We start from the raw sequence: 22,050 nt of genomic DNA on the forward strand, positions 1-22,050 counted from the left end.
GCTTAACGGAGCTCACGCGGCCATTACAGGACCGCCGTATACCGGCATTCAATTTCCGGCGCCAGCTTTATCGGGTTTTTCGTCGTTTGAGAAGGATGCAGGCTCGGCGACATCTACCTGATCCGGCCGCTCGACCGGCTTCTGCAGCAGCGAGGCGATCGTGAGCGCGCGCACCTCATGCTCCAGATCCCTGGTCAGGGCCTTGCGATCCGTCGTCCTGTCAACGAGCACGGGCTCGCCCCACGTCACAATGACGTCCAGTGCACCTCGGGTAAAAATACCCCACAAATGGCCGGGCAACTCCATGTCGCCATACCAGGCGACATGCGGGCGATGGGCGCGTCCCATGGGAAGACCGTAGAACCCTTGATAGGCGACGCTCAGCGGCTGGACCCAGACGGTTGCTCCGTCTTCATCGCCAATCGCGCGCGTTGCCGCACCCAGCAGCGCGGATCGGAACGGCAAGACACAGTTGCCGTCGTTCGACGTGCCTTCCGCAAACAGCACCATCACATCACCCGCGGCCATGCGTTCGGCAATCTCGTCCGCGGCCTGGCCCGTCTCCGTTCGCCGGGTCCGGTTCACGAACACGGTGCGCTGCAGCCTGGCCAGCAGGCCGAAGACCGGCCAGCCGGACACCTCGGACTTGGCGATGAAGGAAAGCGGAATAAGTGACCCCAGCACGGTGATATCGACCCAGGATGCGTGATTTGCCGCGATGAGCAGCGGCCTGTCCCGGGCCGGGTGCCCGATCTGGACGATCTTGATGCCGACGAGACGCGTCGCGACCCTGTGCCAGAGCTTCGGCAGGATCTCCCGGCTGCGGAGACCGAATTTCATCGACAGCCACTGAAGCGGTATCAGGACAAGCGAGACAAGCGTGAGAACAGCAATGATGCAGACGGCCTTGACCTCAGCCATCGCCGGTTTCATCCCGGGATCGCTCCAGGGGAACGCCGTAAAGCTCAAGACGATGATCGACCAGCTTGTATCCGAGCTTCCTGGCGATGAATTCCTGCAAGGCTTCTATTTCCTCGTTGCGGAACTCGATAACCTGTCCACTGCGGAGATCGATCAGGTGGTCATGATGCTCGTCGGGGACCGTTTCATAGCGTGAACGGCCGTCCCTGAAATCGTGACGCTCGATCATGCCGGCGTCCTCGAACAGCTTGACGGTGCGATACACGGTGGAAATGGAAATGCCGGGGTCAATCGCGACAGAGCGGCGGTAAAGTTCCTCGACGTCGGGATGTTCCTCGGACGCTGCCTCGATCACCGTTGCGATCACGCGGCGCTGTTCGGTCATGCGCATGCCCTTTGCAACACACATTTCCGCCAGCGTTGTTTGCCGCTCGTCCGTCATTTGGTCGCCGCCTGATGATTGCTCGGAATTTTCGTAGCACAGCGCTTAACGAAGATCGATCCGCATGACAAGCGCTGTCCCGTCGCCTTCGCTGTCGCCGTAGTATCCCTTTCGCCGGGCCACCTCCCGGAATCCCAGGCCCTTGTAGAGCAGAAGTGCGGACTCGTTGGAGGCATCGACTTCCAGAAACAGGTGACTGCACCTGTCCGCATAGAGACGGAACAGACCGGCTTCCATCAGCTTCTTGCCGATCCCCCGGCCGCGTTGCCGCGGATGAACGGCAACCGTGATCACTTCCGCCTCGTCCGCCGCCGTGCGCAAGATAAGAAAACCGAGCGGCGCGCGTGTCCCATAGGGGCTGGCACGACGGGCGACGAGCATGGTGACACCGGCCTGCGCCTTCATCCGGGCAAGTTCCTCGGCATTCCATTTGTTCGGAAATGAGGCTGCGTGGATTTCGGCAATCTTCGGCAGATCTTCGTCCAGCGCCACTTCCACGACCGGCGGCTGGGTCCAGAACCACCAGAAACTCATTGCCGTTCAATCCTTCCCCTTGTCTGCGGTGTCGCGTCCGGCGGCCGCAGGTAGAGCGGTGATGGTGAAGCCGTGACCGGATCGGCGAGAAGCCCCAGTTCCGCGACATCGCGAATGCCCGGAAATCCGGCCCGGGAGATAATCTGTTCGCGAGGCAGGTCCAGCTCCGCGGCAACCTTGTCGGCAGCAGATCCAGCCAACCTTATGCATTTCGGCATGGAGGCCGCAAGATCGGAGATCGTGCGAACCGACGCCTCGCCGGTTTTCGCACCGGATGCATCGAATTCCTGGCAATAGACTTCGTCAGCCTTTCCGGTGAGTGCGACCAGAAGCGGGGCGCCTCCATCCATCGGAGCGGATGCGCGGGCTATCGCAGCCAGCGTCGTGATTCCCACGACCGGCTTGCCCAGAACGAGACCGAAACCGCGCGCCACGGCGAGGCCGACACGAAGACCCGTGAAGCTTCCCGGGCCGATTGTCACGACGACCCGGTCGAGATCGGAAAAAGCGGTGGATGTCTCCGCCATGACTTCGCCGATCATGTCCATCAGCCGCTCCGCGTGGCCCCGGCCTATTTCCTCGCCAAAGGCCTCGAAGCAGCCGCTCTCGGTGCCGTCGTCGAGAACCGCGGCAGCGCAATTGGCCAGAGCTGTGTCGATCGCAAGTACACGCATGTCAATGCACCTACCCCGCCCCACCGCCGGTGTCGAGCCGAGCTTTGGACCTAATCCCAATTGCGGGCTTGCGTTGCGCAGGGAATGCTGAAACACAAACAAAAAACCCGGCTGACAAGCCGGGCCTTTGAAAACATGGGGAAAATCGGATCAGATCGGCCGAACTTCCTCAACTTCCGGCACAAAATGGCGAAGCAGGTTCTGAATCCCGTGCTGAAGTGTTGCGGTCGAGGACGGGCAACCGGCGCACGCGCCGCGCATCGACAGATAGACGATGCCTTCCTTGAAGCCCTTGAAGGTGATGTCGCCACCATCCTGCGCCACCGCCGGACGGACACGCGTTTCCAGCAGTTCCTTGATCGTTTTCACCGTATCCTCGGTGCCTTCATCAAAGAACTCGCCTTCCTCGATGTCCTCGACCTGACCTGCCGCCATGACCGGCTGACCCGACATGAACTGCTCCATGATGACCCCGAGAATCGCGGGTTTCATGTGTTGCCAGTCCGTGTCGTCCTTGGTCACGGTCACGAAGTCGTGGCCGAAGAAGACCGCGGCCACGCCGGGTACATCGAACAGCCTTTCGGCAAGCGGGGATGCACCGGCATCCGCCTTGGACCTGAAATCGTAGGTTCCTTCCTGCAGGACAACGCGGCCCGGAAGGAATTTGAGCGTGGCCGGATTCGGCGTCGCTTCGGTTTGAATGAACATTTTTCTTGTCCTTGCGTTTGAACAACGCGTCCGTTTCGACAGGTGCCCTGCGCCTCAACCTCATCGCAAAACACCGATGGATTCTTTTAACCCATCCCGCAGCAGTTTGGAATAGTTAAAAACTAGATAGGTCTTCAACGCGCGTGATCAAGGTCCAGCGGCCCTTTTGCCGCCGGCCGGCTCCGGTCAGGCGAGTGCCGCGATCGAGTCGTCGTCCAAGTTCCCCGGAACGATCGTCACCGGGATCGGAAAGGTGCCCGCCGACTTGCCCGCAATGGAAGAGACCAGCGGTCCCGGTCCTTCCGAACCCGTGCTCGCCGCCAGCACAAGAATTGCGATATCCGCATCGGCTTCAATCAATTCCAGGATCTCTTCGGACTTCGAGCCCTCCCGAACGACCGTCTCCGGTTCCGTTCTTGCGACCGACCGCACCCGCTCCGCCGTTTTCGCAAGCGTCGCTTCGGCTTCTTCCAGCGCTTCGGCGCGCATGATGTCCTCAACGCCGAGCCAGTGCTGGAAGTCACCGGGCGCAATCACGAAGCAAAGCGTCACGACCCCGCCGGTGCGCGCCGCCCGTTTCGCCGCATAGACAATTGCCCTGTCGCACTCGGGCGTTTCGTCGACCACGACCAGAAATTTCCGGCGGTGGCCTTCCTCGTTGCTTTTGCGAATAGCTACCATGGCTGCATGCTGCCATTCGCGCGCGCGCATCGCAAGCGGCGAAATGGCCGCCTGCGAGCGCTGCCCGGTTAAAGGATGAACTTCGAGAGGTCGACGTTCTTGGCAAGGTCGCCGATATTCTCCTTCACGAAATCAGCGCTGATCTCAACGACTTCGCCCGAGCGATCCGGTGCGGTGAAGGAGATCTCGTCAAGAATGCGCTCCATGACGGTCTGGAGGCGCCTCGCACCGATGTTTTCAACAGACGCATTGAGATCAACCGCAACGGATGCAATTTCGTCAATGGCGTCCTCTGTGAAGGCGAGCGTGACCTCTTCGGTCTCCATGAGGGCGACATACTGCTTGATCAGGCTGGCCTCGGGCTCCGTCAGGATCGCCTTGAAGTCATCCTTGTTCAGCGCCCTGAGTTCGACGCGGATCGGAAGACGCCCCTGCAATTCGGGCAGCAGGTCGGACGGCTTTGCAACATGGAACGCGCCGGAGGCGATAAAGAGGATATGATCCGTCTTGACCGGGCCGTGTTTCGTGGACACCACGGTGCCCTCGATCAGCGGCAACAGGTCCCGCTGCACGCCCTCGCGCGAAACGTCCGCTCCGGCCCTGCCTTCGCGTGCGCAGATCTTGTCGATCTCGTCCAGGAAAACGATGCCCGAGTTTTCGACCAGCGCAATCGCTTCCTCGACGACCTTGTCCTCATCAAGAAGCTTGTCCGATTCCTCGTTGATCAGCAGCTGATAGCTGTCGCTCACGGTCGTCCGCTTGGTCTTCGTCTGGCCGCCGAAGGCCTTGCCGAGAAGATCGGACATGTTCATGACACCGACACTGGCGCCCGGCATGCCCGGCAGATCGAAGCTCGGCATCTGCGCCTGAGCGCGGACCTCAACCTCGATCTCCTTTTCATCCATCTCGCCGTCACGCAATTTCGTGCGGAAGCTCTCGCGGGTCGCCGGGCTCGCATTCGCTCCGACGAGTGCATCGAGAACGCGCTCTTCGGCCAGAACATGGGCCTTTGCCTTGACTTCCTCGCGCTTCTTGTCGCGGATCAGGGTAATGCCGGCTTCGACGAGATCGCGAACAATCTGCTCGACGTCGCGGCCGACATAGCCGACCTCGGTGAACTTGGTTGCCTCGACCTTGGTAAAAGGCGCGTTCGCCAGCTTGGCAAGACGGCGGGATATTTCCGTTTTGCCGACGCCGGTCGGGCCGATCATGAGGATGTTCTTGGGCAGGACCTCCTCGCGCATCTGTCCTTGCAGCTGCTGACGGCGCCAGCGGTTGCGCAGGGCAATCGCCACGGCGCGCTTGGCGTCCTTCTGGCCAACAATATAGCGATCGAGTTCCGAAACGATCTCACGTGGGGAAAAATCCGTCATGCCTTATGACTTGCCTTCCGTGTTCTTGAATTCCATTAGCAAGCAGTCGTCCGTCTTTCCGACAAGTTCGGGGATCACCTCAAACCCGGCCTTGCGGTAACACCTGACTGCACGTTCGTTCTGCGGGTCCGGATCGATCAGGATCCGGCCGTAGCCTTCCTCAAGGAGCATCCGGACAAAGGCCCGGAGCGCCTCCGTTCCCAGTCCGGCCGACAGATCCTCCTGCAATCCGATCGACAGGTCCACACCGACGGCCTCTTCAGGCAGCAGCGACAACCAGGGATAATCAGCGGCGTAGTCCGTTTTCTGCTGGTCTCCTATGAACCAGACCTGAATGTAGCCCTTGTCGTCGCCGTCTTTCTGAAAGATGAAGGGGCGTGTCGTGTCGCGTCCCAGCACCATGTCCTCGATGTAGCCGAGCTCCGTTTGCGGATCACCCCACCACTTGCGCCAATGCGGCTTTTCGAGCCAGCGCGCCAGCAGGGCAAGATCTTCTTCCAGGACGGGGCGGAACGAGATCACGGCGATTTACCCGGCCGTGTCGAGCGTCTCTACCGTGACACTTTCGTTCGTGTAGACGCAGATCTCGGCGGCCACCGCCATCGCCTTGCGAGCGATCGTCTCCGCATCGTAGTCGGTGTCGACCAGGGCCCGGCCCGCGGCCAGGGCATAATTGCCGCCGGACCCGATGCCCATGATGCCACCTTCCGGCTCCAGGACGTCGCCGGTCCCGGTCAGGACCAGGGACACGTTCTTGTCGGCAACCAGCATCATCGCTTCAAGACGGCGCAGGTACCGGTCCGTGCGCCAGTCCTTGGCGAGTTCGACACAGGCCCGCATCAGCTGGCCCGGGTACTGTTCCAGTTTCGCTTCAAGGCGCTCGAAAAGGGTGAAGGCATCCGCGGTCGCACCTGCAAATCCGGCAATCACCTCGCCCTTTGCGAGCAGCCGTACCTTGCGGGCGGAATGCTTGATCACCGTCTGACCGAGGGAGACCTGGCCATCACCGGCAATAACCACCTTGCCGTCCTTGCGCACCATCATGATCGTCGTCCCGTGCCATTGGGCCGGTTCGCGCGTTTCGCTCATTCATTCCTCTTGGGTTCATTAAGCTTCTTGGTATTTCAATGCTGCCGCCCTATGTAGGCGGCCTTCGCGGCTTTTCCAAGAAATCAATTCGGTTCGCCGGAGCGAGGCGCCCGTCCGGACGGCTTCAATGCGAATGCGAGATCTCGATTTTCGTCATTCTCAAGAGAGCTTCGACAAGCTTGTCGAGCTGGCCGCTTATCCGATCCTCGATCAGGTCGTCCTTGTCGTCAAAGGCCGCAGTCACCTTGGGCACGGATACCATCTGCGGAAGCACCAGAGCCCCGAGACCCACTTCCAGGATGGTCCGCATCGCGATGAGGCCACGCAGACCTCCGAACCCTCCGGGGGATGCGGCACCGAGGGCGAATACCTTGTTCCGGTACGCCTCGCCCGGTTCCTTGACACGGCTGATCCAGTCAAGCGTGTTCTTCAGGAGCGGCGTGATACCGGCATTGTATTCCGGGCAGGCCAGGAACACGCCGTCATGACCGGCGAAAAGCCGATGCAGACGCCTGGCGTTTTCAGGCACGCCGTTTTCCGCTTCATGATCGCCATCATAGATCGGCAGCGGGTAATCCTTCAGCGAAAGATGTGTCACATCCGCGTCGAGGATCGACAGCCGCTTGGCCACAAGGGCCGCAAGTTTTGCATTGTGTGACCCGCCCCGCACCGAACCTGAACAGACAATAATCTTCGGATTGCGCATCAAGAGACCCTTTCAAACAAGAGTGGCCAAGGAGATCACCTTGATATGGCAAACCGGGAGAGCTTATCCAGTCCTTCCGTCCGGAAACGGCAGGCGCAGTCCGCGCCGCGCCCGTCCAGAATTCCGTTCAGAACAGGCTCGCGATGAAGCCCGGGATCGATTTGACGGCGTAGGACCAGTCGTCCTTGCGCCATTTGGACATCTCGTAGACCGAATCGCCAAGATCCTCGCCCATTTCGGCAAACAGCTTCGTTGGCCCCTGTTTCATGCGGTCGACGAGACGGCTCAGGCGCGCCATGTCGATGTTCCCGGTCTGGATGAGGTGGACGGTCCCGAGGACCAGCGTCGTCATGCTGTCGACACCCGACGCACCCAGACCAATCGGATCGCAGGCGCGAATGACCTGGAAGACCTTGCTGTTCTTGGCGGCTCCGGGGGCGATCGCCTCGACGAGGCTCTGCAGCCCTTCGACCATGCCGGCCCAGGGAATCGCCTTGCCCATGTAATACTTGTAGAGTTCGGAGGTGCCATAGAGGTAATCCCCCTGCTCGAACTTGTCGGCAACCTCGATCATCGTGATGACGTGTCCGGCAGCACCGGCTTTCCCGCCGAGCGTTCCAAGAAAACGGCCGAATTTGGAGGTGGGTTTGCCGATGACATCGAGGGCGCCGAATTGCCGCCCCCTCATTCCCGCGATGGTTTTCATCACGTCGCGGGCCTCGTCGACGGAGAACCCCCATTTGCGCAACTGGGCCCAGGCGGCAATCACCTTTCGCGCATCGTCGGCCCGTCCGATCGTGCCGAGGAACTTCTTCATGTTGGGAATGCTCTTGTCGATGAGTTCCCTGCGGAACTCGTCGAACGCGGTGCTTTCGCCGAGGTTGGCCGCTTCCTTCGCCAGCAGCTTCTCGCCGGGAGACATCCGGTCATCCTTTGCCGTATCGTTCGACACCGTTGCAGGGCTGGCTTCCGGCGGGATGCACATCCGCTGCCAGACCGATGCGGAGTTCGGATCGTTCATCGCCGTTATGGTCCGCTTGCCGGGGTCGACACGGCCATCGGGCCGACGCAGCCTCACGACACTCGCCTGAAAATCCTTGATCATGCCGATCGTTTTCGAACCGACCTTGCCATCGACAGCCAGTGCCTTGCGCGACGTGCCCATGAGCGCATTGAGCCGGGTCTGAACCGTCGTGACGTCCAGGTATTCATTTTTTCCGAACCGGCCCACGGAGCCGGTGATACCAATACTGGAATTGATCATCTTGAAGACACCCAATCATCTAATTCAAATATCTGCGAAGCCGCAAAAGCTAACGTGCTTTGCGCAATAATTCTGTGATCAGAGTCACCCGGAAGCCGGCGAAATGCTGAATTCTTCAATTCAAAATCCGGGAATGCGATAGGACCAGACGACCTCTACGTGTCACCGCTGCCAGGCATGCAGTCGTGATCGTGCGGGACAGTCTCCGGTCACTACCAGCCACACGGCGCATTTTCTCGCGGTCATGCCGCTCTTGCGGCAAACCTGAACGGCAACTCCAAAAGATTGCGCGAAGGTGGGCCCGGCGCGGCTTAATGCCCTTTTCTGTAAACCCAGACCCGCGCGGGCGGCAGGTTTTTCCAGACCCATTCCGAGGTATGCACGGAGACCGCACGGCCGCCAGGCGTCACGGGCATGACCAGGCCGTAGGAAAACTGAATGAAGGGTGCACCGGGTTTCAGCAGGGTGAGCGCCTCGTTCAGCAGTTTCTTTCGCACAGCCTCCGGGCGGGTTAGCAAGGGAAGCGAGGAGACGATGCCGTCGAGGGTGTGAGCCGTCTGCTTTTCGCCTGACAGGAACCCTCCGGCGGACCGGAGCGTTTGCTCGAGCGCATAGGCGTCGCCCTGCAAAACGGGAAGGCCCGGATATCTGAGACTCAGCATCTCACAGAAGTCGGCGCTGTATTCGATGAGGTTCAGCTGGCCATGGGAAAACCCGCGTTCGAACAGCGCCCTGGTCACCGCCCCGGTTCCAGGGCCGAGTTCGACGACGCGCGAATGCGGACGGGGCGTCAGATAGGACGCCATTTTGGCGGCAAGGTCGGGACCCGAGGGGGCAACGGCCCCGGTTCTCAGCGGATTTTGGGCCCAGGACCGTATGAATTTCATTTCATCGAGAACCTTGGCCCGGACGGCTGCGGCCTTGTCCAGCTTCTCGCGAAGACGCTCAACATGAATACTGTTGCGTTTCAGCATGTTACCTCACCTGTCCCCAGAATCGGAATATAGAGCCGCCGTTGGGGAATTGCCATAGACAGGTGCACCGAATGCGTCGATTACGTCCCCAGATTATCGATGAAGTCTTTCACTTTGGAGAAAAAACCGGCTGATTCCGGGTGGTTTTCGCCGGACGATTCCTTTTCAAATTCCGCGAGAAGTTCCCTTTGCCGGCGGGTCAGGTTGGTCGGCGTCTCGACCGTCACCTGAATATACATGTCGCCGTGCTGGCTGGACCGCATCACCGGCATGCCCTTGCCGCGCAGGCGGAACTGTTTTCCGGTTTGCGTGCCTTCCGGAACCTTCACCCGGCTCGTGCTGCCCTGCACGGTGGGCACATCGAACTGGCCGCCGAGCGTTGCCGTCGACATGGAGATCGGGACACGGCAATAAAGATCCGCCCCGTCGCGCTGGAACAGGTCGTGCGGCCTGATCGACAGGAAGATGTAGAGATCGCCGGCGGGACCGCCGCGCACGCCGGCTTCACCTTCGCCGGCGAGACGGATGCGGGTGCCGTCCTCGATGCCGGCGGGAATGTTCACCGACAGGGTCCGTTCCTGGGTTTTCCGGCCGCTACCGCCGCAGCTTTCGCAAGGGTCGGTGATGACCTGTCCCTTGCCCTGACAGCTCGGACAGGTGCGCTCCAGCGTGAAGAACCCCTGCGCCGCGCGCACACGGCCGGAACCTCCGCAGGTCCGGCAGGTCGTCGGGCTCGTGCCCGGCTTGGCGCCGGAACCAGTGCAGGTGTCGCAGGTGACGCTCGTCGGCACCTCGATCTCGACCGTCTTTCCGGTAAAGGCGTCTTCCAGGGTGATGTCCAGATTGTACCGAAGGTCGGCACCGCGTTCGCGTCCACCCGACCGGCGGCCGCCCCCCATACCGAAAAATTCCTCGAAGATATCGGACATGGTGGAGGAGAAATCATGAGCGCCGGCACCGCCACCGCCGCCAAATCCGCCATTTTCGAAGGCGGCATGACCGAACCGGTCGTATGCGGCGCGCTTCTGACCGTCCTTCAGGGTGTCATAAGCTTCGTTGACTTCCTTGAACCTGGCTTCTGCCTCGCCATCACCGGGGTTCCTGTCGGGGTGATACTGCATTGCCATCTTGCGGTAAGCGCTCTTCAGCGCCTTTTCGTCCGCGTCGCGTGATACGCCCAGCACCTCATAGAAATCACGTTTGGACATCAAGATCTCTCGGTCTTGTTGTTGCGCCGACGGCAGCCAGGATCATTCCGGCGCCAATCACGGCGAAAGCGCCGGACACGAGCGTCCGTCATATCGGACAGACCTGCGGCCGGCGCCAAAATTGAACAGCCAGCCGGATGACCGGCTGGCTGCAGTTTCGTGGTTTAGGCGGATTTCTTGTCGTCTTCGTCTTTGACTTCTTCGAAATCCGCGTCGACAACATCGTCTTCGGCTTCGGAGGCTGCTTCCTCGTTGCCGCCTTCTTCCGCCTCGGCGTCCGCCTGAGCGGCCTGATACATGGCCTCGCCCAGCTTCATCGACGCTTCGGCAAGCGCCTGCGTCTTGGCCTTGATGTCTTCAAGGTCTTCGCCTTCAAGCGCGGACTTCAGGGCCGCCAGAGCGCTTTCGATCGCAGACTTGTCGTCTTCGGAAACCTTGTCACCGTAGTCCGAAAGCGATTTCTCGGTGGAGTGCACGAGAGACTCGCCCTGGTTCTTGGCTTCAACCAGTTCCTTGCGCTTCTTGTCCTCGTCCGCGTGCGATTCAGCGTCCTTGATCATCTGATCGATATCGCTGTCGCTCAGACCACCGGAGGCCTGGATGCGGATCTGCTGTTCCTTGCCGGTGCCCTTGTCCTTGGCGGACACGTTGACGATACCGTTGGCATCGATGTCGAAGGTGACCTCGATCTGCGGTACGCCGCGTGGCGCCGGGGGAAGACCGACAAGGTCGAACTGACCGAGGACCTTGTTGTCCGCCGCCATTTCACGCTCGCCCTGGAAGACCCGGATCGTCACGGCGGTCTGATTGTCTTCGGCCGTGGAGAAGACCTGGCTCTTCTTGGTAGGGATCGTCGTGTTGCGGTCGATCAGGCGGGTGAAGACACCGCCCAGCGTCTCGATACCCAGCGACAGCGGGGTCACGTCGAGGAGCAGAACGTCCTTAACGTCGCCCTGCAGAACGCCGGCCTGGATCGCCGCGCCCATGGCGACGACTTCGTCCGGGTTGACGCCCTTGTGCGGGTCCTTGCCGAAGAAGGTCTTCACGGTTTCCTGGATCTTCGGCATGCGGGTCATGCCGCCGACCAGAACCACTTCGTCGATTTCACCGGCTGCCAGGCCCGCGTCCTTCAGGGCCGCTTTCATCGGAGCGATGGTCCGCTTGACCAGATCTTCGACGAGCGACTCGAATTTCGCGCGGGTCAGCTTGAGCGTCAGGTGTTTCGGACCGGATGCATCGGCCGTGATGAACGGCAGGTTGATTTCGGTCTGGGACGAAGAGGACAGTTCGATCTTGGCTTTTTCGGCAGCTTCCTTCAGACGCTGCAGAGCCAGCTTGTCGTTTTTCAGATCGATGCCCTGGTCCTTCTTGAATTCGGCCGCGAGATAGTCGACCAGAACCATGTCGAAGTCTTCACCGCCGAGGAAGGTGTCGCCGTTGGTGGACTTCACTTCGAAGACACCGTCGCCGATCTCCAGGATGGAAACGTCGAAGGTACCACCGCCAAGGTCGTAAACCGCGATGGTCTTGCCGTCGTTCTTCTCCAGACCGTAGGCAAGTGCTGCCGCAGTCGGCTCGTTGATGATGCGCAGGACTTCAAGACCGGCGATCTTGCCGGCATCCTTGGTGGCCTGGCGCTGGGCATCGTTGAAGTATGCCGGAACGGTGATGACCGCCTGGGTCACCGTTTCACCGAGATAGCTCTCGGCCGTTTCCTTCATCTTCTGAAGAATGAAGGCGGAGACCTGGGACGGGGAGTACTTGTCGCCGTTGGCTTCCACCCACGCGTCGCCGTTGTCGGCCTTGACGATTTCGAACGGGACGAGCTTCTTGTCCTTGTCGACCGTCGGGTCGTCGTAGCGGCGCCCGATCAGGCGCTTGACCGCGAACAGGGTGTTGGTTGGGTTCGTGACCGCCTGGCGTTTTGCCGGCTGGCCTACCAGCCGCTCACCGTCATCGGAGAACGCAACCATCGAAGGTGTGGTGCGCGCGCCTTCAGCGTTTTCGATTACTTTGGAATCCTTGCCGTCCATGACGGCGACGCACGAGTTGGTCGTGCCGAGGTCGATACCAATGACCTTTGCCATATGTGCCTCTCTTTCTAGCAAACCGGATAGACCCATGAAGGCGTCAGTCCGGCTCCTCTCACTTGGGTTCCGGGAGGTCCCGGACGATGCGCCAGAGCGGATGCTCGGGATTTGGCGCAAAGCTTGATCGCTATATAGGTGGATGAAACATTACCTGCAAGACATGTGAGCGATGACAATGTCCTGTGCTGGTGGATAAATCTTCCAGATGGTTACTCCAGTGCGGCCAATAGCAAATCGGCAACCATATGCAAAGGTTTCCGGCCGGTTTCGGAATTGGTTCAGGCTTTGGATGTAGGCTCCGCCCCGTTCCTTTTCGTCGGGCGCCGGAGGCTTGAATGAACGACCCTGATCTGTGGACACGCATAAGCACCTGCCACCCGGATGACGTGGAGGCCGATTTTCCGTTTTCAAAGCGGCTGGCCCGCGACAACGGCTGGACGCATAACTATGCCCTGCGCGTCATTACCGAATACCAGCGCTTTGCCTATCTCAGCCGGATGAAAGCCGGAATGGTGACCCCGAGCGACGAAGTCGACCAGGCCTGGCACCTGCATCTGACCTACACGCGCCACTATTGGGGGGCGTTCAAGGACGCGCTCGGCGGTGCCCTGCATCACATGCCGACCAAGGGCGGGGCAAATCAGGCGGTGCTCTTCCGGGAGGCCTACGAAAAAACTCTGGATCTCTACCGGACCGAGTTCGGCATGGCGCCTCCGGCCGATATCTGGCCGTCCGCTGCCATCCGCTTCGGCAAGGCGCCGCACTTTCAGCGGGTCAACACGAAAGACGTCTGGATCATCCAAAAACCGGCCACACCCGGTTGGGTCTTGCACGCATGGCGGCATCTGAGATCCGTCCCCGCACGCGCCTATGCCGCGCTGGTCTCCCTCTTTGCGCTTCTTTTCGGCACCGGGCTCGCCTTTGCCCATGGACAGCCGGCCGGGGACACTTTCCTGGAAAAGATGCGCAACATGGTCTGGCACTGGGCGAGCGAGCACACGGCCTTTTTCGTGATCGGTGTTGTCGTCCTGATCATCGCGGTGCGCGCAATCCTCAGCAAGGCATCGGGAAATGCATCCGGATGCGGCGCAGGCTGCGGTGCTGGTGACGGTGGCGGTGGCGGCTCCGGCTGCGGAGGCTGCGGCGACTGAGGAACTCCTGTATGAAGACAGCATGCAGGACGTTTCAATCAATGGCCTCAAGGGCCTTTCCTATCTCCCGGGCTATTTCGACCGCGCGGCGCAGGAAGCACTGCTGAGAGAGATCCGCACGGCTGTCGCTGACGCCCCACTCTTTCAGCCGGTGATGCCGAAAACCGGCAAACCGTTCTCGGTCAAGATGAGCAACTGCGGCCCGCTCGGCTGGGTGTCGGATATCAATGGCTACCGCTATCAGCCCAGCCACCCCGCGACCGGCCGGCCATGGCCGGACATTCCCGGCCGGCTCAAGATGCTCTGGCAGGAGGTTGCCTCAGCAGCCCCTGCCCCGGAAGCCTGCCTGATCAACTTCTACGAAACGGGCGCGAAAATGGGCCTGCACCAGGACCGGGACGAACAGACCTTCGACGCCCCCGTGGTGTCCGTCTCGCTTGGCGACACGGCAACCTTCCGGGTCGGCGGGCTCAAGCGCAACGACCCGACGAAGTCGTTCCGCCTGCAGTCAGGTGATGTCGTGGTCCTGGGCGGCGAGGCCCGCCTCGCCTTTCATGGCATCGACCGGGTGCTGAAGGGAACGTCCACGCTTTTGAAAAACGGCGGCCGGATCAACCTGACCTTGAGGCGGGTAACGCCGCCGGATTGATTGGCGCGGCGTTTCTGGTGTTCAGGTGATGCTCAGATCGCCAGGTAGGTCAGGACCAGCGCGCAGGCGGCAATCACCCAGAGCGCGGCCCGTCCGGAGCGCGTGTGCCGGGCTTCCGCCCTGCCGATGGCCTCGGCGGTCTCGGCGTCGAACCTGAGCCCGTCCCTTGTCATGTTTTCCAGCGCCTCGGACATGTGTCCGATCCGGTCGGCGAAAATCGGCAGGTCGTTGGCAGCCCGCGTCAACGCGGAGATCACGTCGCCCGCATCACGCAGCTTGCCGACCGGGCCCAGATGTTCCTTGATCCAGCTGCCGACGACCGGTTCGGCGGTCCGCCACATGTCGAGATTCGGATTGAGCGAGCGGGCAACACCTTCAACCACGACCATGGTCTTCTGCAGCATGATCAACTGGGTCTGAGTGCGCATCTCGAAAAGTTCGGTCACCTCGAACAGCTGCGTGAGCAGCCGCGCCATGGAAATCTCGCTGGCATCGTGGCCGTGGATGGGCTCGCCAATCGCCCGGATCGCCTGGGCGAACATGTCGACATCCTGGTTGGCCGGGACGTAACCGGCCTCGAAGTGCACTTCCGCAACGCGCCTGTAGTCGCGGGTGATGAAGCCGAACAGGATTTCGGCGAGGAACCTGCGTTCGCGCTTGTTCAACCGGCCGGTGATGCCGAAATCGACGGCGACCAGCGTGCCGTCCTCCTGAACGAACAGGTTGCCCTGGTGCATGTCCGCGTGGAAAAACCCGTCACGCAAGGTATGGCGGAGAAAGCTCTGGATGACGGCCGCACCCAGTGCCTCAAGGTCGTGGCCGTCCTCGATCAGGCCTTCGACGTCCGACATCTTGCGGCCGTCGACCCATTCCATGGTCAGGACGCCCTTGGCCGTGTGAAGCCATTCGACGGCGGGAACGCGAAAGCCCGGGTCGTTCGCGGTGTTTTCCGCCATTTCGGAAAGTGCGGCGGCCTCAAGGCGAAAATCCATCTCGATCGCAACCGACTGGGCGAGCGTGTCGACGATCGCAACCGGGCGCAGGCGGCGCGAGGGCCTGTGGAACCTCTCGGCAAGCCGCGCAACCAGATAGTAGCTTTCAAGGTCACGCTGGAACCGGCGTGCAACACCGGGGCGCAGGATCTTGACCGCCACCTTCTGATCGGTGCCGTCCGAGCGGCGGATGACCGCGGGATGCACCTGGGCAATGGACGCGGCAGCGACCGCTTCCCCGAACTCGGCAAAGATCTCGTCGACCGGACGCCCGAGCTGTTCGGCAACAGCGGCCCTGGCGGCCTCGTGATCGAAGGGCGGCAACCGGTCCTGAAGCGCTGACAGCTCCCGCGCGGCGTCCTTGCCGACAACGTCCGCGCGCGTCGCCAGGAACTGACCCAGTTTCACATAGGACGGACCCAGCTTGTTGAGCGCATCCGACAGACGCAGTTCGGCACTCTTGTCCTTGACCGCGCGCCGTTCAAGCAGGCGCGCCAATGCAATACCGAGACGCGGTCCCGCCGGCAGATCCGGCAGGGAGACCAGGCCGAACACACCTTCGCGCGCCATGACGAACCCGGCCCGCACGAGACGGAAGAAAGGCATCAACGGCATCGTGTCTAAAACTTCCAGCCGTGGTGCAGGGCCGCGATACCGCCCGAGTAGTTGCGGAAACCGACGCGTTCGAAACCGGCGTCGCGGATCATGTCCGCAAACCGTTCCTGGCTCGGAAACTTGCGGATCGATTCGACAAGGTACTGATAGGGGTCGGCATCGCCGGTCACCCATCTGCCGATCGGCGGGATCGCGTTGAAGGAGAACGCGTCATAGACCTTGTCGAGAACGGGCACGTCCACCTCGGAAAACTCAAGGCAGAGGAACCGTCCGCCGCGCTTCAGAACCCGGTGCGCCTCGCGCAGGGCCTTCGGAATGTCAGGCACGTTCCGGATCCCGAACGCGATCGTGTAGGCATCGAAGCTCCGGTCGGGAAAGGGAAGCTCCTCGGCATTGCCCTGGGAAAAGGTGATCAGGTCTCCGAGACCCGCCTTCGCGGCCCGGTCACGGCCGACGGAGAGCATGCTGTCGTTGATGTCGCAGACAACGGCCGTCACGGCCTCGTCAGACTTGCGCACGACACGGGTGGCAATGTCGCCGGTACCGCCGGCCACGTCCAGAAGCCGCCAGCCGGCGCGTGCCGTCTTCGGAGGCGCGAGGCAGGACACCATCGCGTCCTTCCAGACCCTGTGAAATCCGCCGGACATCAAATCGTTCATCAGGTCGTAGCGTTCCGCGACCTTGTGAAAGACGTCGTCGACCAACAGCTGCTTCTGACCTTCGGCGACCTTGGAAAAACCGAAACTGGTCGGCATGTCTTCCGGCGACCGGCCGGAGCCTCCCGCTTGCCTGTGAGCCTGTTGCGTCATGAATGCGCCTCCTGGCGGATGCTGTCGTAAATTTGCTTCAAATCGCGCCGGACAATAGTACAAGCACTTCACAAGCGCTATCTTTCCCGGCCACGAAAAGCCATTTGCCGCAGGGCTATAGCGCGCCACAGACGCCGACACCAGTGGGGAGACAATCGGAAATGCCCGAATTGCCGGAAGTCGAAACGGTCAAACGTGGCCTGGCGCCCACATTCGAAGGGGCCCGGATCGTGTCGGTCGACCAGAATCGGCCGGATCTCAGATTTGCGTTTCCGGACGGGTTCGCGTCCCGCCTCACCGGGCAAACCGTCTCAGCGTTGTCCCGCCGCTCGAAATACCTGCTTGCGGATATCGGCAGCGGCGATGTCCTGGTGATGCACCTTGGCATGTCGGGCTCGTTCCGGATCGAAAACGATGCATCGAGCGACACACCCGGGGCCTTCGAGCACCCGAGGAACAAGGACCCCAAACACGATCATGTGGTCTTTCACCTGCAGACCGGAGCCCGTGCAGGCGCGCGCATCATTTATAATGACCCGCGCCGGTTCGGCTTCATGGACCTGATCCCGCGCGCGCAGCTGGGCGATCATCCCCTGTTCAGGGACCTCGGCCTCGAGCCGCTCGGCAACGATCTGAGCGGTGATGCGCTGGCGCGTCTGTTCAGGGACCGAAAGATGCCGTTGAAGGCAGCCCTGCTCAATCAGAAACTGATCGCCGGTCTCGGCAATATATATGTGTGCGAGGCACTGTGGCGCAGCGGCCTCAGCCCGCTGCGGCCTGCCGGATCGCTTGTGACCAAGACCGGCAAGCCAACCAAGAAAGCCGTCCTCCTGGCACAAAACATCCGGGAAACGCTGCACGACGCCATCAAGGCGGGCGGGTCCTCGCTGCGCGATCATGCGCAGACGGACGGCACACTCGGATATTTCCAGCACTCCTTTGCCGTTTACGGCCGCGAGGGCGAGCCCTGCCGGACGCCGGGCTGCAAAGGCACCGTCGACCGCATCGTCCAGTCCAACCGCTCGACGTTTCATTGCCCGTCCTGCCAGAGCTGAAGCCGGGAAACCCGGCTGCGGCGTTCCACCTTTTGCCAACCTTGCCAGACCGGCCCCGGGTCGGTTAGGCATGTCGCGTAACACTGACAGGTGCTGGCACTGGGAGCAGGCGAAATGGGATACACGAACATCCGTGTCGAGAAACGTGGCAAGGTCGGCCTGATCACGCTCGACAGGCCGAAAGCGCTGAACGCGCTGAATTCGGAACTGATTGCCGAACTCGGAACCGCGCTCGACGGCTTCGACGAGGACGAGCGCATCGGCTGCGTTGTCATCACCGGGTCGGAAAAAGCCTTTGCCGCCGGCGCAGACATCAAGGAGATGCTGCCGCACGACTTTTCATCCGCATATCAGACAGACCTGATTACGCCGTTCGACCGGGTCTCACGGAACCGCAAACCGATCATTGCCGCGGTTGCCGGATATGCCCTGGGTGGCGGCTGCGAACTGGCGATGCTTTGCGATTTCATCATCGCAGCGGACACGGCCAAGTTCGGTCAGCCGGAGATCACGCTGGGCGTGATCCCCGGTGCTGGCGGCACGCAGCGGCTGACGCGTTTCGTCGGCAAGTCGAAAGCCATGGAAATGGTGCTGACAGGACGGATGATGGATGCCGAAGAAGCCGAGCGAAGCGGCCTCGTCAGCCGGATCGTGCCGGCAGACGATCTCCTGGAAGAGGTCCTGAAAGTTGCCGAGAAGATCGCAGAGTTCTCGCTTCCCGTGGTCATGATGGCGAAGGAAAGCGTCGACCGGGCCTACGAAACGACGCTTTCGGAAGGCGTGCGCTTCGAGCGCCGCGTCTTCCAGGCGATGTTCGCGCTGGAGGATCAGAAAGAAGGAATGACCGCGTTTTCAGAAAAGCGCGCACCCCAGTTCCGCAACAAATAATCTTGGCATTGCCCCTGACAAAGCCGTTGACGGCGGCTCAAAGCGCGATTATAAGCAGCGCCCAATCGGTGGCGGTCTTCCGCCGCCTTTGTTTTTTGATCGGGTCCTAACGCCGATGCGCTTCGATCCCGATCGCCACCGGACACTTGTCCCAATTACCGATCAGGATTGAGCCCATGGCCAACACACCATCGGCCAAGAAGGCGGCCCGCAAGATTGCCCGCCGGACGGCCACGAACAAAGCACGCCGCAGCCGTGTGCGCACCTACCTGCGCCAGGTTGAAGAAGCAATCGCTTCCGGCGACCAGGCAGCGGCAACCGAAGCCTTCAAGGCAGCCCAGCCGGAAATCATGCGCGCGGCTTCGAAAGGCGTCATGCACGCCAACACGGCCTCCAGGAAAGTTTCGCGGCTCAACGCACGCATCAAGGCGCTCAGCGCCTGAATCGCAGCGTCATCAGACCGTTAAAAAGACCCGGCATCACTGCCGGGTTTTTTTTAGCCGTGCAATTTTGTGGATGACATCTTTTTGCAATCTTCGCGTTCCATATCGTAAATTTTAACAGCCAGCATGCTGACACAGAAAAATGTTTTTAATCAATATCTTACAGATATGTAGGAATCAGGAAACTCAATCGAACCGGATTCGATACGAGTCAATAGATCCTGTTTGAAAATTTTTTTGAAACGGTCGTTTTTGTATTGTGACAGCGGCCGCGAGGGCGAAAAGTTATTGCGGCAAAAAGCATTTGCCTCTTCGCCCACAACAGGCAAAAAATCTTTGACGTTGGGGCAAAATCGAGGCTTTTCCGGAAATCGTCAAAAGTCGCTGTTGCCCCCTCTGAATCCGTCTGTATATTAGGCTCACGGCTGGCGACGAAGACCAGCACAAAACGTAAAAACGGTGCTTGGGACAACCATGAACAAGTCTAAACGATGTATAGCTGAGCACGCGGTTTCCAGATCGTGGATTGGATACATGAATGTATTCGATACGCAGGGTTCTTAGTTCATTCCCGAACTAATTCTCCACTCCGAAATTCTTGGTAATACTTTAGCTCGATAGCATTTCGCTATCGGAGGGGGCAACTGTGCATAGCGTGGGTGGTTACGCTGGAAACGTGACGTCGCAAGAGGCGTTTGACGCACTTTCCGAGCAGGCTGATGCGGTGCTCGTCGATGTGCGCACGCAGGCCGAATGGTCCTTTGTCGGCGTGCCGGATCTTCGCCCCATCGGCAAGGAACCCATGCTCATCGAGTGGCAGAGCTTTCCCTCGTCCGGCCCCAATCCCGAGTTCGCAAATGCCGTGTCGAGCCACCTTTCGAAAAAAGGGCTTGACCTGGACGCTCCAATCTATTTCTTGTGCCGCTCCGGTGCCCGGAGCCAGGCAGCAGCAACAGTGCTGACACAGGCCGGGCACACGCGTTGTTTCAACATCTCGGACGGGTTCGAGGGACCGCTGGACGCGGATCGTCATCGCGGAACACAGTCCGGCTGGAAGGCCGCCGGACTGCCCTGGATTCAAAGTTAGTTTCCCTTCGTATAACGGGGAACGGCGGCAGGCGTAAAACTGCCGCCAACGGAATAACCGTCCCAAAAGGGACAAAATAACGCTGCAAAAGCAGCAAGGCGTCGAAGATCGGCTGTGGCGGACCGGTCTTCATGAAACAGGAGGCAAATGATATGCAGGTTCAGGAGGCCGGTGGCTCCGAACATTGGAAACGGGTAAAGAAGCAGCTTCGTGCCGAATTGGGCGATGATGTGTTTACCAGCTGGTTTGCGCGCGTAGACCTTGAGGAACACCAGGACGGCACGGTGCGGCTGTCGGTTCCGACCCGTTTCCTGAAGCAATGGATTCAGAACAATTACAATGACCAGCTGATGGGTCTTTGGCAGCGTGAATGCGACAATGTTCATCGCATCGAGCTGACCGTGCGCGGCGCGATACGCCCGCGGCAGACCCCGGTTGCGCAGCCCGGGCTGGCGGCTCCGAGCGGCGTCAAGGCAATCAGTGCCGATGGTCGCGCAGATACGCTTGCAGACGCGTCGCAGGTGACGCGCGCACAGGCGGCGACAGCGGCTCTCGGACGCGGTGACAGCAATGCCGACAGCGCCCGCGATGTGCTGCAGGGCGCCGCGCTCGATCCGAAATACACGTTCGAAACCTTCGTCGAAGGCGAGTCGAACAATCTGGCGCTGGCCGCGGCACGGCAGGTCGCCGCCGGAGGCACCGTCACCTTCAACCCGCTCTATCTCCATGCGTCGGTCGGGCTCGGCAAAACCCACCTGATGCAGGCGGTCGCCGCAAAGGCGCGCGCGAACGGTCACAAGGTGCTCTACCTCACAGCCGAGCACTTCATGTACAAGTTCGTCGCCGCCCTGAAGTCCCAGTCCGCGCTGGCGTTCAAGGACACATTGCGCACGATCGATCTGCTGCTGATCGACGACATGCAGTTCCTGCACGGCAAACAGGTTCAGCAGGAATTCTGCCACACCCTGAACGCGCTCATCGACGGGGCCCGCCAGGTGATCGTGGCCGCCGACCGGGCGCCTTCCGAACTCGACACCCTGGACGACCGTGTGCGCTCTCGCCTGTCCGGCGGGCTCGTTGTCGGTATCCAGGAGCCGGATTTCACGCTTCGCCGCAACATCCTCCTTTCCCGCGTCGAGACCGCGCAGAAGTCCTACCCGCAGTTTGCGGTGCCTGACAGCGTACTGGACTACGTTGCCCGTCATGTTGCGTCTTCCGGCCGGGATCTTGAAGGGGCCCTCAACCGCCTGATCGCGCACAATCAGCTGACCAACCAGCCGATCACGCAGGAAATGGCCGAAATGACCCTGCGCGACCTGGTGCGCTCCAGCGAACCGCGCCGCGTCAAGATCGAGGACATTCAGCGCGTCGTCTCCAAGCATTACAACGTCACCAAGGCGGATCTGTTGTCCGCGCGCCGTACCCGGACGATCGTACGCCCCCGGCAGATCGCCATGTATCTTGCCAAAGTGATGACCCCCCGTTCGCTGCCTGAAATCGGGCGCCGGTTCGGGAACAGGGATCACACGACGGTTCTTCATGCGGTGCGCAAAATCGAGGAATTGTCGCGGGCTGACTACGCGCTCGCGCAAGAGCTCGAACTGCTGAAGCGCATGCTTGACGCCTGACCGCGTCACTGCACGATTTTCAATCGAAATTGGGGGCGTTCCGCGCGGACGCCCCCTTGCTTTTGGCGA

The 22,050-nt window shown here is 60.8% G+C and carries 23 protein-coding genes; 7 read left to right on the forward strand and 16 right to left on the reverse strand.

Annotated features, from left to right (window positions below; translation table 11 throughout):
• Window positions 1-48 precede the first annotated feature (48 nt).
• The 14 genes from ACO08A_RS08115 to dnaK form a co-directional block, all read right to left on the reverse strand.
• Entirely contained in the window at window positions 49-921 is an 873-nt protein-coding gene (locus ACO08A_RS08115) for a lysophospholipid acyltransferase family protein (protein ID WP_422040628.1), read from the reverse strand.
• Window positions 914-1,363 carry a Fur family transcriptional regulator gene (locus ACO08A_RS08120; protein WP_421980966.1) on the reverse strand — a complete coding sequence of 150 codons (450 nt, stop codon included), beginning with the start codon at window positions 1,361-1,363 and terminating at the stop codon, window positions 914-916. The genes ACO08A_RS08115 and ACO08A_RS08120 overlap by 8 nt, the downstream gene beginning before the upstream one ends.
• 45 nt (window positions 1,364-1,408) lie before the next feature.
• On the reverse strand, window positions 1,409-1,897 hold the full coding sequence (gene rimI / locus ACO08A_RS08125; RefSeq protein WP_421980965.1) for a ribosomal protein S18-alanine N-acetyltransferase: 489 nt from the start codon (window positions 1,895-1,897) through the stop codon (window positions 1,409-1,411).
• Complete coding sequence (gene tsaB, locus ACO08A_RS08130; protein ID WP_422040629.1) at window positions 1,894-2,571, reverse strand: tRNA (adenosine(37)-N6)-threonylcarbamoyltransferase complex dimerization subunit type 1 TsaB; 678 nt, start codon at window positions 2,569-2,571, stop codon at window positions 1,894-1,896. Before tsaB ends, rimI begins: the two co-directional genes overlap by 4 nt.
• Before the next feature lie 150 nt (window positions 2,572-2,721).
• The gene (locus tag ACO08A_RS08135; protein ID WP_306142577.1) at window positions 2,722-3,279 is read right to left on the reverse strand and encodes a NifU family protein; all 558 of its coding nucleotides are present in this window, start codon (window positions 3,277-3,279) and stop codon (window positions 2,722-2,724) included.
• 186 nt (window positions 3,280-3,465) lie between these two features.
• Window positions 3,466-3,960, reverse strand: coding sequence for a universal stress protein (locus ACO08A_RS08140; protein ID WP_306142578.1), 495 nt, complete (start codon window positions 3,958-3,960; stop codon window positions 3,466-3,468).
• 68 nt (window positions 3,961-4,028) lie between these two features.
• A complete protein-coding gene (gene hslU / locus ACO08A_RS08145) occupies window positions 4,029-5,333 on the reverse strand; it encodes an ATP-dependent protease ATPase subunit HslU (protein ID WP_421980963.1) in 1,305 nt (434 codons plus the stop codon).
• A gap of 3 nt (window positions 5,334-5,336) precedes the next feature.
• Window positions 5,337-5,855 (reverse strand): GNAT family N-acetyltransferase, encoded by a 519-nt coding sequence (locus ACO08A_RS08150; protein ID WP_422040630.1) that lies wholly within the window; start codon window positions 5,853-5,855, stop codon window positions 5,337-5,339.
• Window positions 5,856-5,861: 6 nt separating this feature from the next.
• Window positions 5,862-6,422, reverse strand: coding sequence for an ATP-dependent protease subunit HslV (hslV, locus tag ACO08A_RS08155; RefSeq protein WP_422040631.1), 561 nt, complete (start codon window positions 6,420-6,422; stop codon window positions 5,862-5,864).
• A gap of 124 nt (window positions 6,423-6,546) precedes the next feature.
• Complete coding sequence (locus tag ACO08A_RS08160; protein ID WP_421980960.1) at window positions 6,547-7,128, reverse strand: NADPH-dependent FMN reductase; 582 nt, start codon at window positions 7,126-7,128, stop codon at window positions 6,547-6,549.
• A 127-nt stretch (window positions 7,129-7,255) separates the two neighbouring features.
• The gene (locus ACO08A_RS08165) at window positions 7,256-8,392 is read right to left on the reverse strand and encodes a peptidoglycan-binding domain-containing protein (protein WP_422040632.1); all 1,137 of its coding nucleotides are present in this window, start codon (window positions 8,390-8,392) and stop codon (window positions 7,256-7,258) included.
• A 311-nt stretch (window positions 8,393-8,703) separates the two neighbouring features.
• On the reverse strand, window positions 8,704-9,366 hold the full coding sequence (locus ACO08A_RS08170; RefSeq protein WP_422040633.1) for a class I SAM-dependent methyltransferase: 663 nt from the start codon (window positions 9,364-9,366) through the stop codon (window positions 8,704-8,706).
• Window positions 9,367-9,446: 80 nt separating this feature from the next.
• Window positions 9,447-10,574: a molecular chaperone DnaJ gene (dnaJ, locus tag ACO08A_RS08175; protein WP_421980957.1), complete on the reverse strand. Its 1,128-nt coding sequence runs from the start codon at window positions 10,572-10,574 to the stop codon at window positions 9,447-9,449.
• A 164-nt stretch (window positions 10,575-10,738) separates the two neighbouring features.
• A complete protein-coding gene (gene dnaK / locus ACO08A_RS08180) occupies window positions 10,739-12,661 on the reverse strand; it encodes a molecular chaperone DnaK (RefSeq protein WP_422040634.1) in 1,923 nt (640 codons plus the stop codon).
• 338 nt (window positions 12,662-12,999) lie between these two features.
• Here dnaK and ACO08A_RS08185 point away from each other — a divergent pair, with 338 nt between their 5' ends.
• Window positions 13,000-13,815 (forward strand): glycine-rich domain-containing protein, encoded by an 816-nt coding sequence (locus ACO08A_RS08185; RefSeq protein WP_422040635.1) that lies wholly within the window; start codon window positions 13,000-13,002, stop codon window positions 13,813-13,815.
• 22 nt (window positions 13,816-13,837) lie between these two features.
• Window positions 13,838-14,464, forward strand: coding sequence for an alpha-ketoglutarate-dependent dioxygenase AlkB family protein (locus ACO08A_RS08190; protein WP_422040636.1), 627 nt, complete (start codon window positions 13,838-13,840; stop codon window positions 14,462-14,464).
• A 32-nt stretch (window positions 14,465-14,496) separates the two neighbouring features.
• On the opposite strand, the gene ubiB is transcribed toward ACO08A_RS08190, so the two are convergent.
• Together ubiB and ubiE are read right to left on the reverse strand one after the other, a co-directional pair.
• Window positions 14,497-16,071 (reverse strand): 2-polyprenylphenol 6-hydroxylase, encoded by a 1,575-nt coding sequence (ubiB, locus tag ACO08A_RS08195; RefSeq protein WP_422040637.1) that lies wholly within the window; start codon window positions 16,069-16,071, stop codon window positions 14,497-14,499.
• Window positions 16,072-16,076: 5 nt separating this feature from the next.
• Complete coding sequence (gene ubiE, locus ACO08A_RS08200) at window positions 16,077-16,826, reverse strand: bifunctional demethylmenaquinone methyltransferase/2-methoxy-6-polyprenyl-1,4-benzoquinol methylase UbiE (protein WP_422041727.1); 750 nt, start codon at window positions 16,824-16,826, stop codon at window positions 16,077-16,079.
• Window positions 16,827-17,041: 215 nt separating this feature from the next.
• On the opposite strand from ubiE, the gene mutM reads away from it, so the two are divergent.
• The 5 genes from mutM to dnaA all read left to right on the forward strand — a co-directional run bounded on the left by mutM (window position 17,042) and on the right by dnaA (window position 21,981).
• Window positions 17,042-17,935 carry a bifunctional DNA-formamidopyrimidine glycosylase/DNA-(apurinic or apyrimidinic site) lyase gene (mutM, locus tag ACO08A_RS08205; RefSeq protein ID WP_422040638.1) on the forward strand — a complete coding sequence of 298 codons (894 nt, stop codon included), beginning with the start codon at window positions 17,042-17,044 and terminating at the stop codon, window positions 17,933-17,935.
• A 114-nt stretch (window positions 17,936-18,049) separates the two neighbouring features.
• On the forward strand, window positions 18,050-18,823 hold the full coding sequence (locus tag ACO08A_RS08210) for an enoyl-CoA hydratase (protein WP_422040639.1): 774 nt from the start codon (window positions 18,050-18,052) through the stop codon (window positions 18,821-18,823).
• Window positions 18,824-18,999: 176 nt separating this feature from the next.
• Complete coding sequence (rpsT, locus tag ACO08A_RS08215) at window positions 19,000-19,266, forward strand: 30S ribosomal protein S20 (protein ID WP_421980951.1); 267 nt, start codon at window positions 19,000-19,002, stop codon at window positions 19,264-19,266.
• A gap of 646 nt (window positions 19,267-19,912) precedes the next feature.
• Window positions 19,913-20,353: a rhodanese-like domain-containing protein gene (locus ACO08A_RS08220; protein WP_421980950.1), complete on the forward strand. Its 441-nt coding sequence runs from the start codon at window positions 19,913-19,915 to the stop codon at window positions 20,351-20,353.
• 152 nt (window positions 20,354-20,505) lie between these two features.
• Window positions 20,506-21,981, forward strand: a complete 1,476-nt coding sequence (gene dnaA, locus ACO08A_RS08225; RefSeq protein WP_422041728.1) for a chromosomal replication initiator protein DnaA — start codon at window positions 20,506-20,508, stop codon at window positions 21,979-21,981.
• Window positions 21,982-22,050: the final 69 nt, after the last annotated feature.

It is taken from the genome of Roseibium sp., from assembly GCF_965232425.1.
GTDB lineage: Bacteria > Pseudomonadota > Alphaproteobacteria > Rhizobiales > Stappiaceae > Roseibium.

What these genes read in the sequence shown, in the direction of transcription:
- ACO08A_RS08115 (WP_422040628.1), bottom strand. Translation starts at nt 921, where the DNA reads ATGGCTGAGGTCAAGGCCGTCTGCATCATTGCTGTTCTCACGCTTGTC.
- ACO08A_RS08120 (WP_421980966.1), bottom strand. Translation starts at nt 1,363, where the DNA reads ATGACGGACGAGCGGCAAACAACGCTGGCGGAAATGTGTGTTGCAAAG.
- rimI (WP_421980965.1), bottom strand. Translation starts at nt 1,897, where the DNA reads ATGAGTTTCTGGTGGTTCTGGACCCAGCCGCCGGTCGTGGAAGTGGCG.
- tsaB (WP_422040629.1), bottom strand. Translation starts at nt 2,571, where the DNA reads ATGCGTGTACTTGCGATCGACACAGCTCTGGCCAATTGCGCTGCCGCG.
- ACO08A_RS08135 (WP_306142577.1), bottom strand. Translation starts at nt 3,279, where the DNA reads ATGTTCATTCAAACCGAAGCGACGCCGAATCCGGCCACGCTCAAATTC.
- ACO08A_RS08140 (WP_306142578.1), bottom strand. Translation starts at nt 3,960, where the DNA reads ATGGTAGCTATTCGCAAAAGCAACGAGGAAGGCCACCGCCGGAAATTT.
- hslU (WP_421980963.1), bottom strand. Translation starts at nt 5,333, where the DNA reads ATGACGGATTTTTCCCCACGTGAGATCGTTTCGGAACTCGATCGCTAT.
- hslV (WP_422040631.1), bottom strand. Translation starts at nt 6,422, where the DNA reads ATGAGCGAAACGCGCGAACCGGCCCAATGGCACGGGACGACGATCATG.
- ACO08A_RS08160 (WP_421980960.1), bottom strand. Translation starts at nt 7,128, where the DNA reads ATGCGCAATCCGAAGATTATTGTCTGTTCAGGTTCGGTGCGGGGCGGG.
- ACO08A_RS08165 (WP_422040632.1), bottom strand. Translation starts at nt 8,392, where the DNA reads ATGATCAATTCCAGTATTGGTATCACCGGCTCCGTGGGCCGGTTCGGA.
- ACO08A_RS08170 (WP_422040633.1), bottom strand. Translation starts at nt 9,366, where the DNA reads ATGCTGAAACGCAACAGTATTCATGTTGAGCGTCTTCGCGAGAAGCTG.
- dnaJ (WP_421980957.1), bottom strand. Translation starts at nt 10,574, where the DNA reads ATGTCCAAACGTGATTTCTATGAGGTGCTGGGCGTATCACGCGACGCG.
- dnaK (WP_422040634.1), bottom strand. Translation starts at nt 12,661, where the DNA reads ATGGCAAAGGTCATTGGTATCGACCTCGGCACGACCAACTCGTGCGTC.
- ACO08A_RS08185 (WP_422040635.1), top strand. Translation starts at nt 13,000, where the DNA reads ATGAACGACCCTGATCTGTGGACACGCATAAGCACCTGCCACCCGGAT.
- ACO08A_RS08190 (WP_422040636.1), top strand. Translation starts at nt 13,838, where the DNA reads ATGCAGGACGTTTCAATCAATGGCCTCAAGGGCCTTTCCTATCTCCCG.
- ubiB (WP_422040637.1), bottom strand. Translation starts at nt 16,071, where the DNA reads ATGCCGTTGATGCCTTTCTTCCGTCTCGTGCGGGCCGGGTTCGTCATG.
- ubiE (WP_422041727.1), bottom strand. Translation starts at nt 16,826, where the DNA reads ATGCCGACCAGTTTCGGTTTTTCCAAGGTCGCCGAAGGTCAGAAGCAG.
- mutM (WP_422040638.1), top strand. Translation starts at nt 17,042, where the DNA reads ATGCCCGAATTGCCGGAAGTCGAAACGGTCAAACGTGGCCTGGCGCCC.
- ACO08A_RS08210 (WP_422040639.1), top strand. Translation starts at nt 18,050, where the DNA reads ATGGGATACACGAACATCCGTGTCGAGAAACGTGGCAAGGTCGGCCTG.
- rpsT (WP_421980951.1), top strand. Translation starts at nt 19,000, where the DNA reads ATGGCCAACACACCATCGGCCAAGAAGGCGGCCCGCAAGATTGCCCGC.
- dnaA (WP_422041728.1), top strand. Translation starts at nt 20,506, where the DNA reads ATGCAGGTTCAGGAGGCCGGTGGCTCCGAACATTGGAAACGGGTAAAG.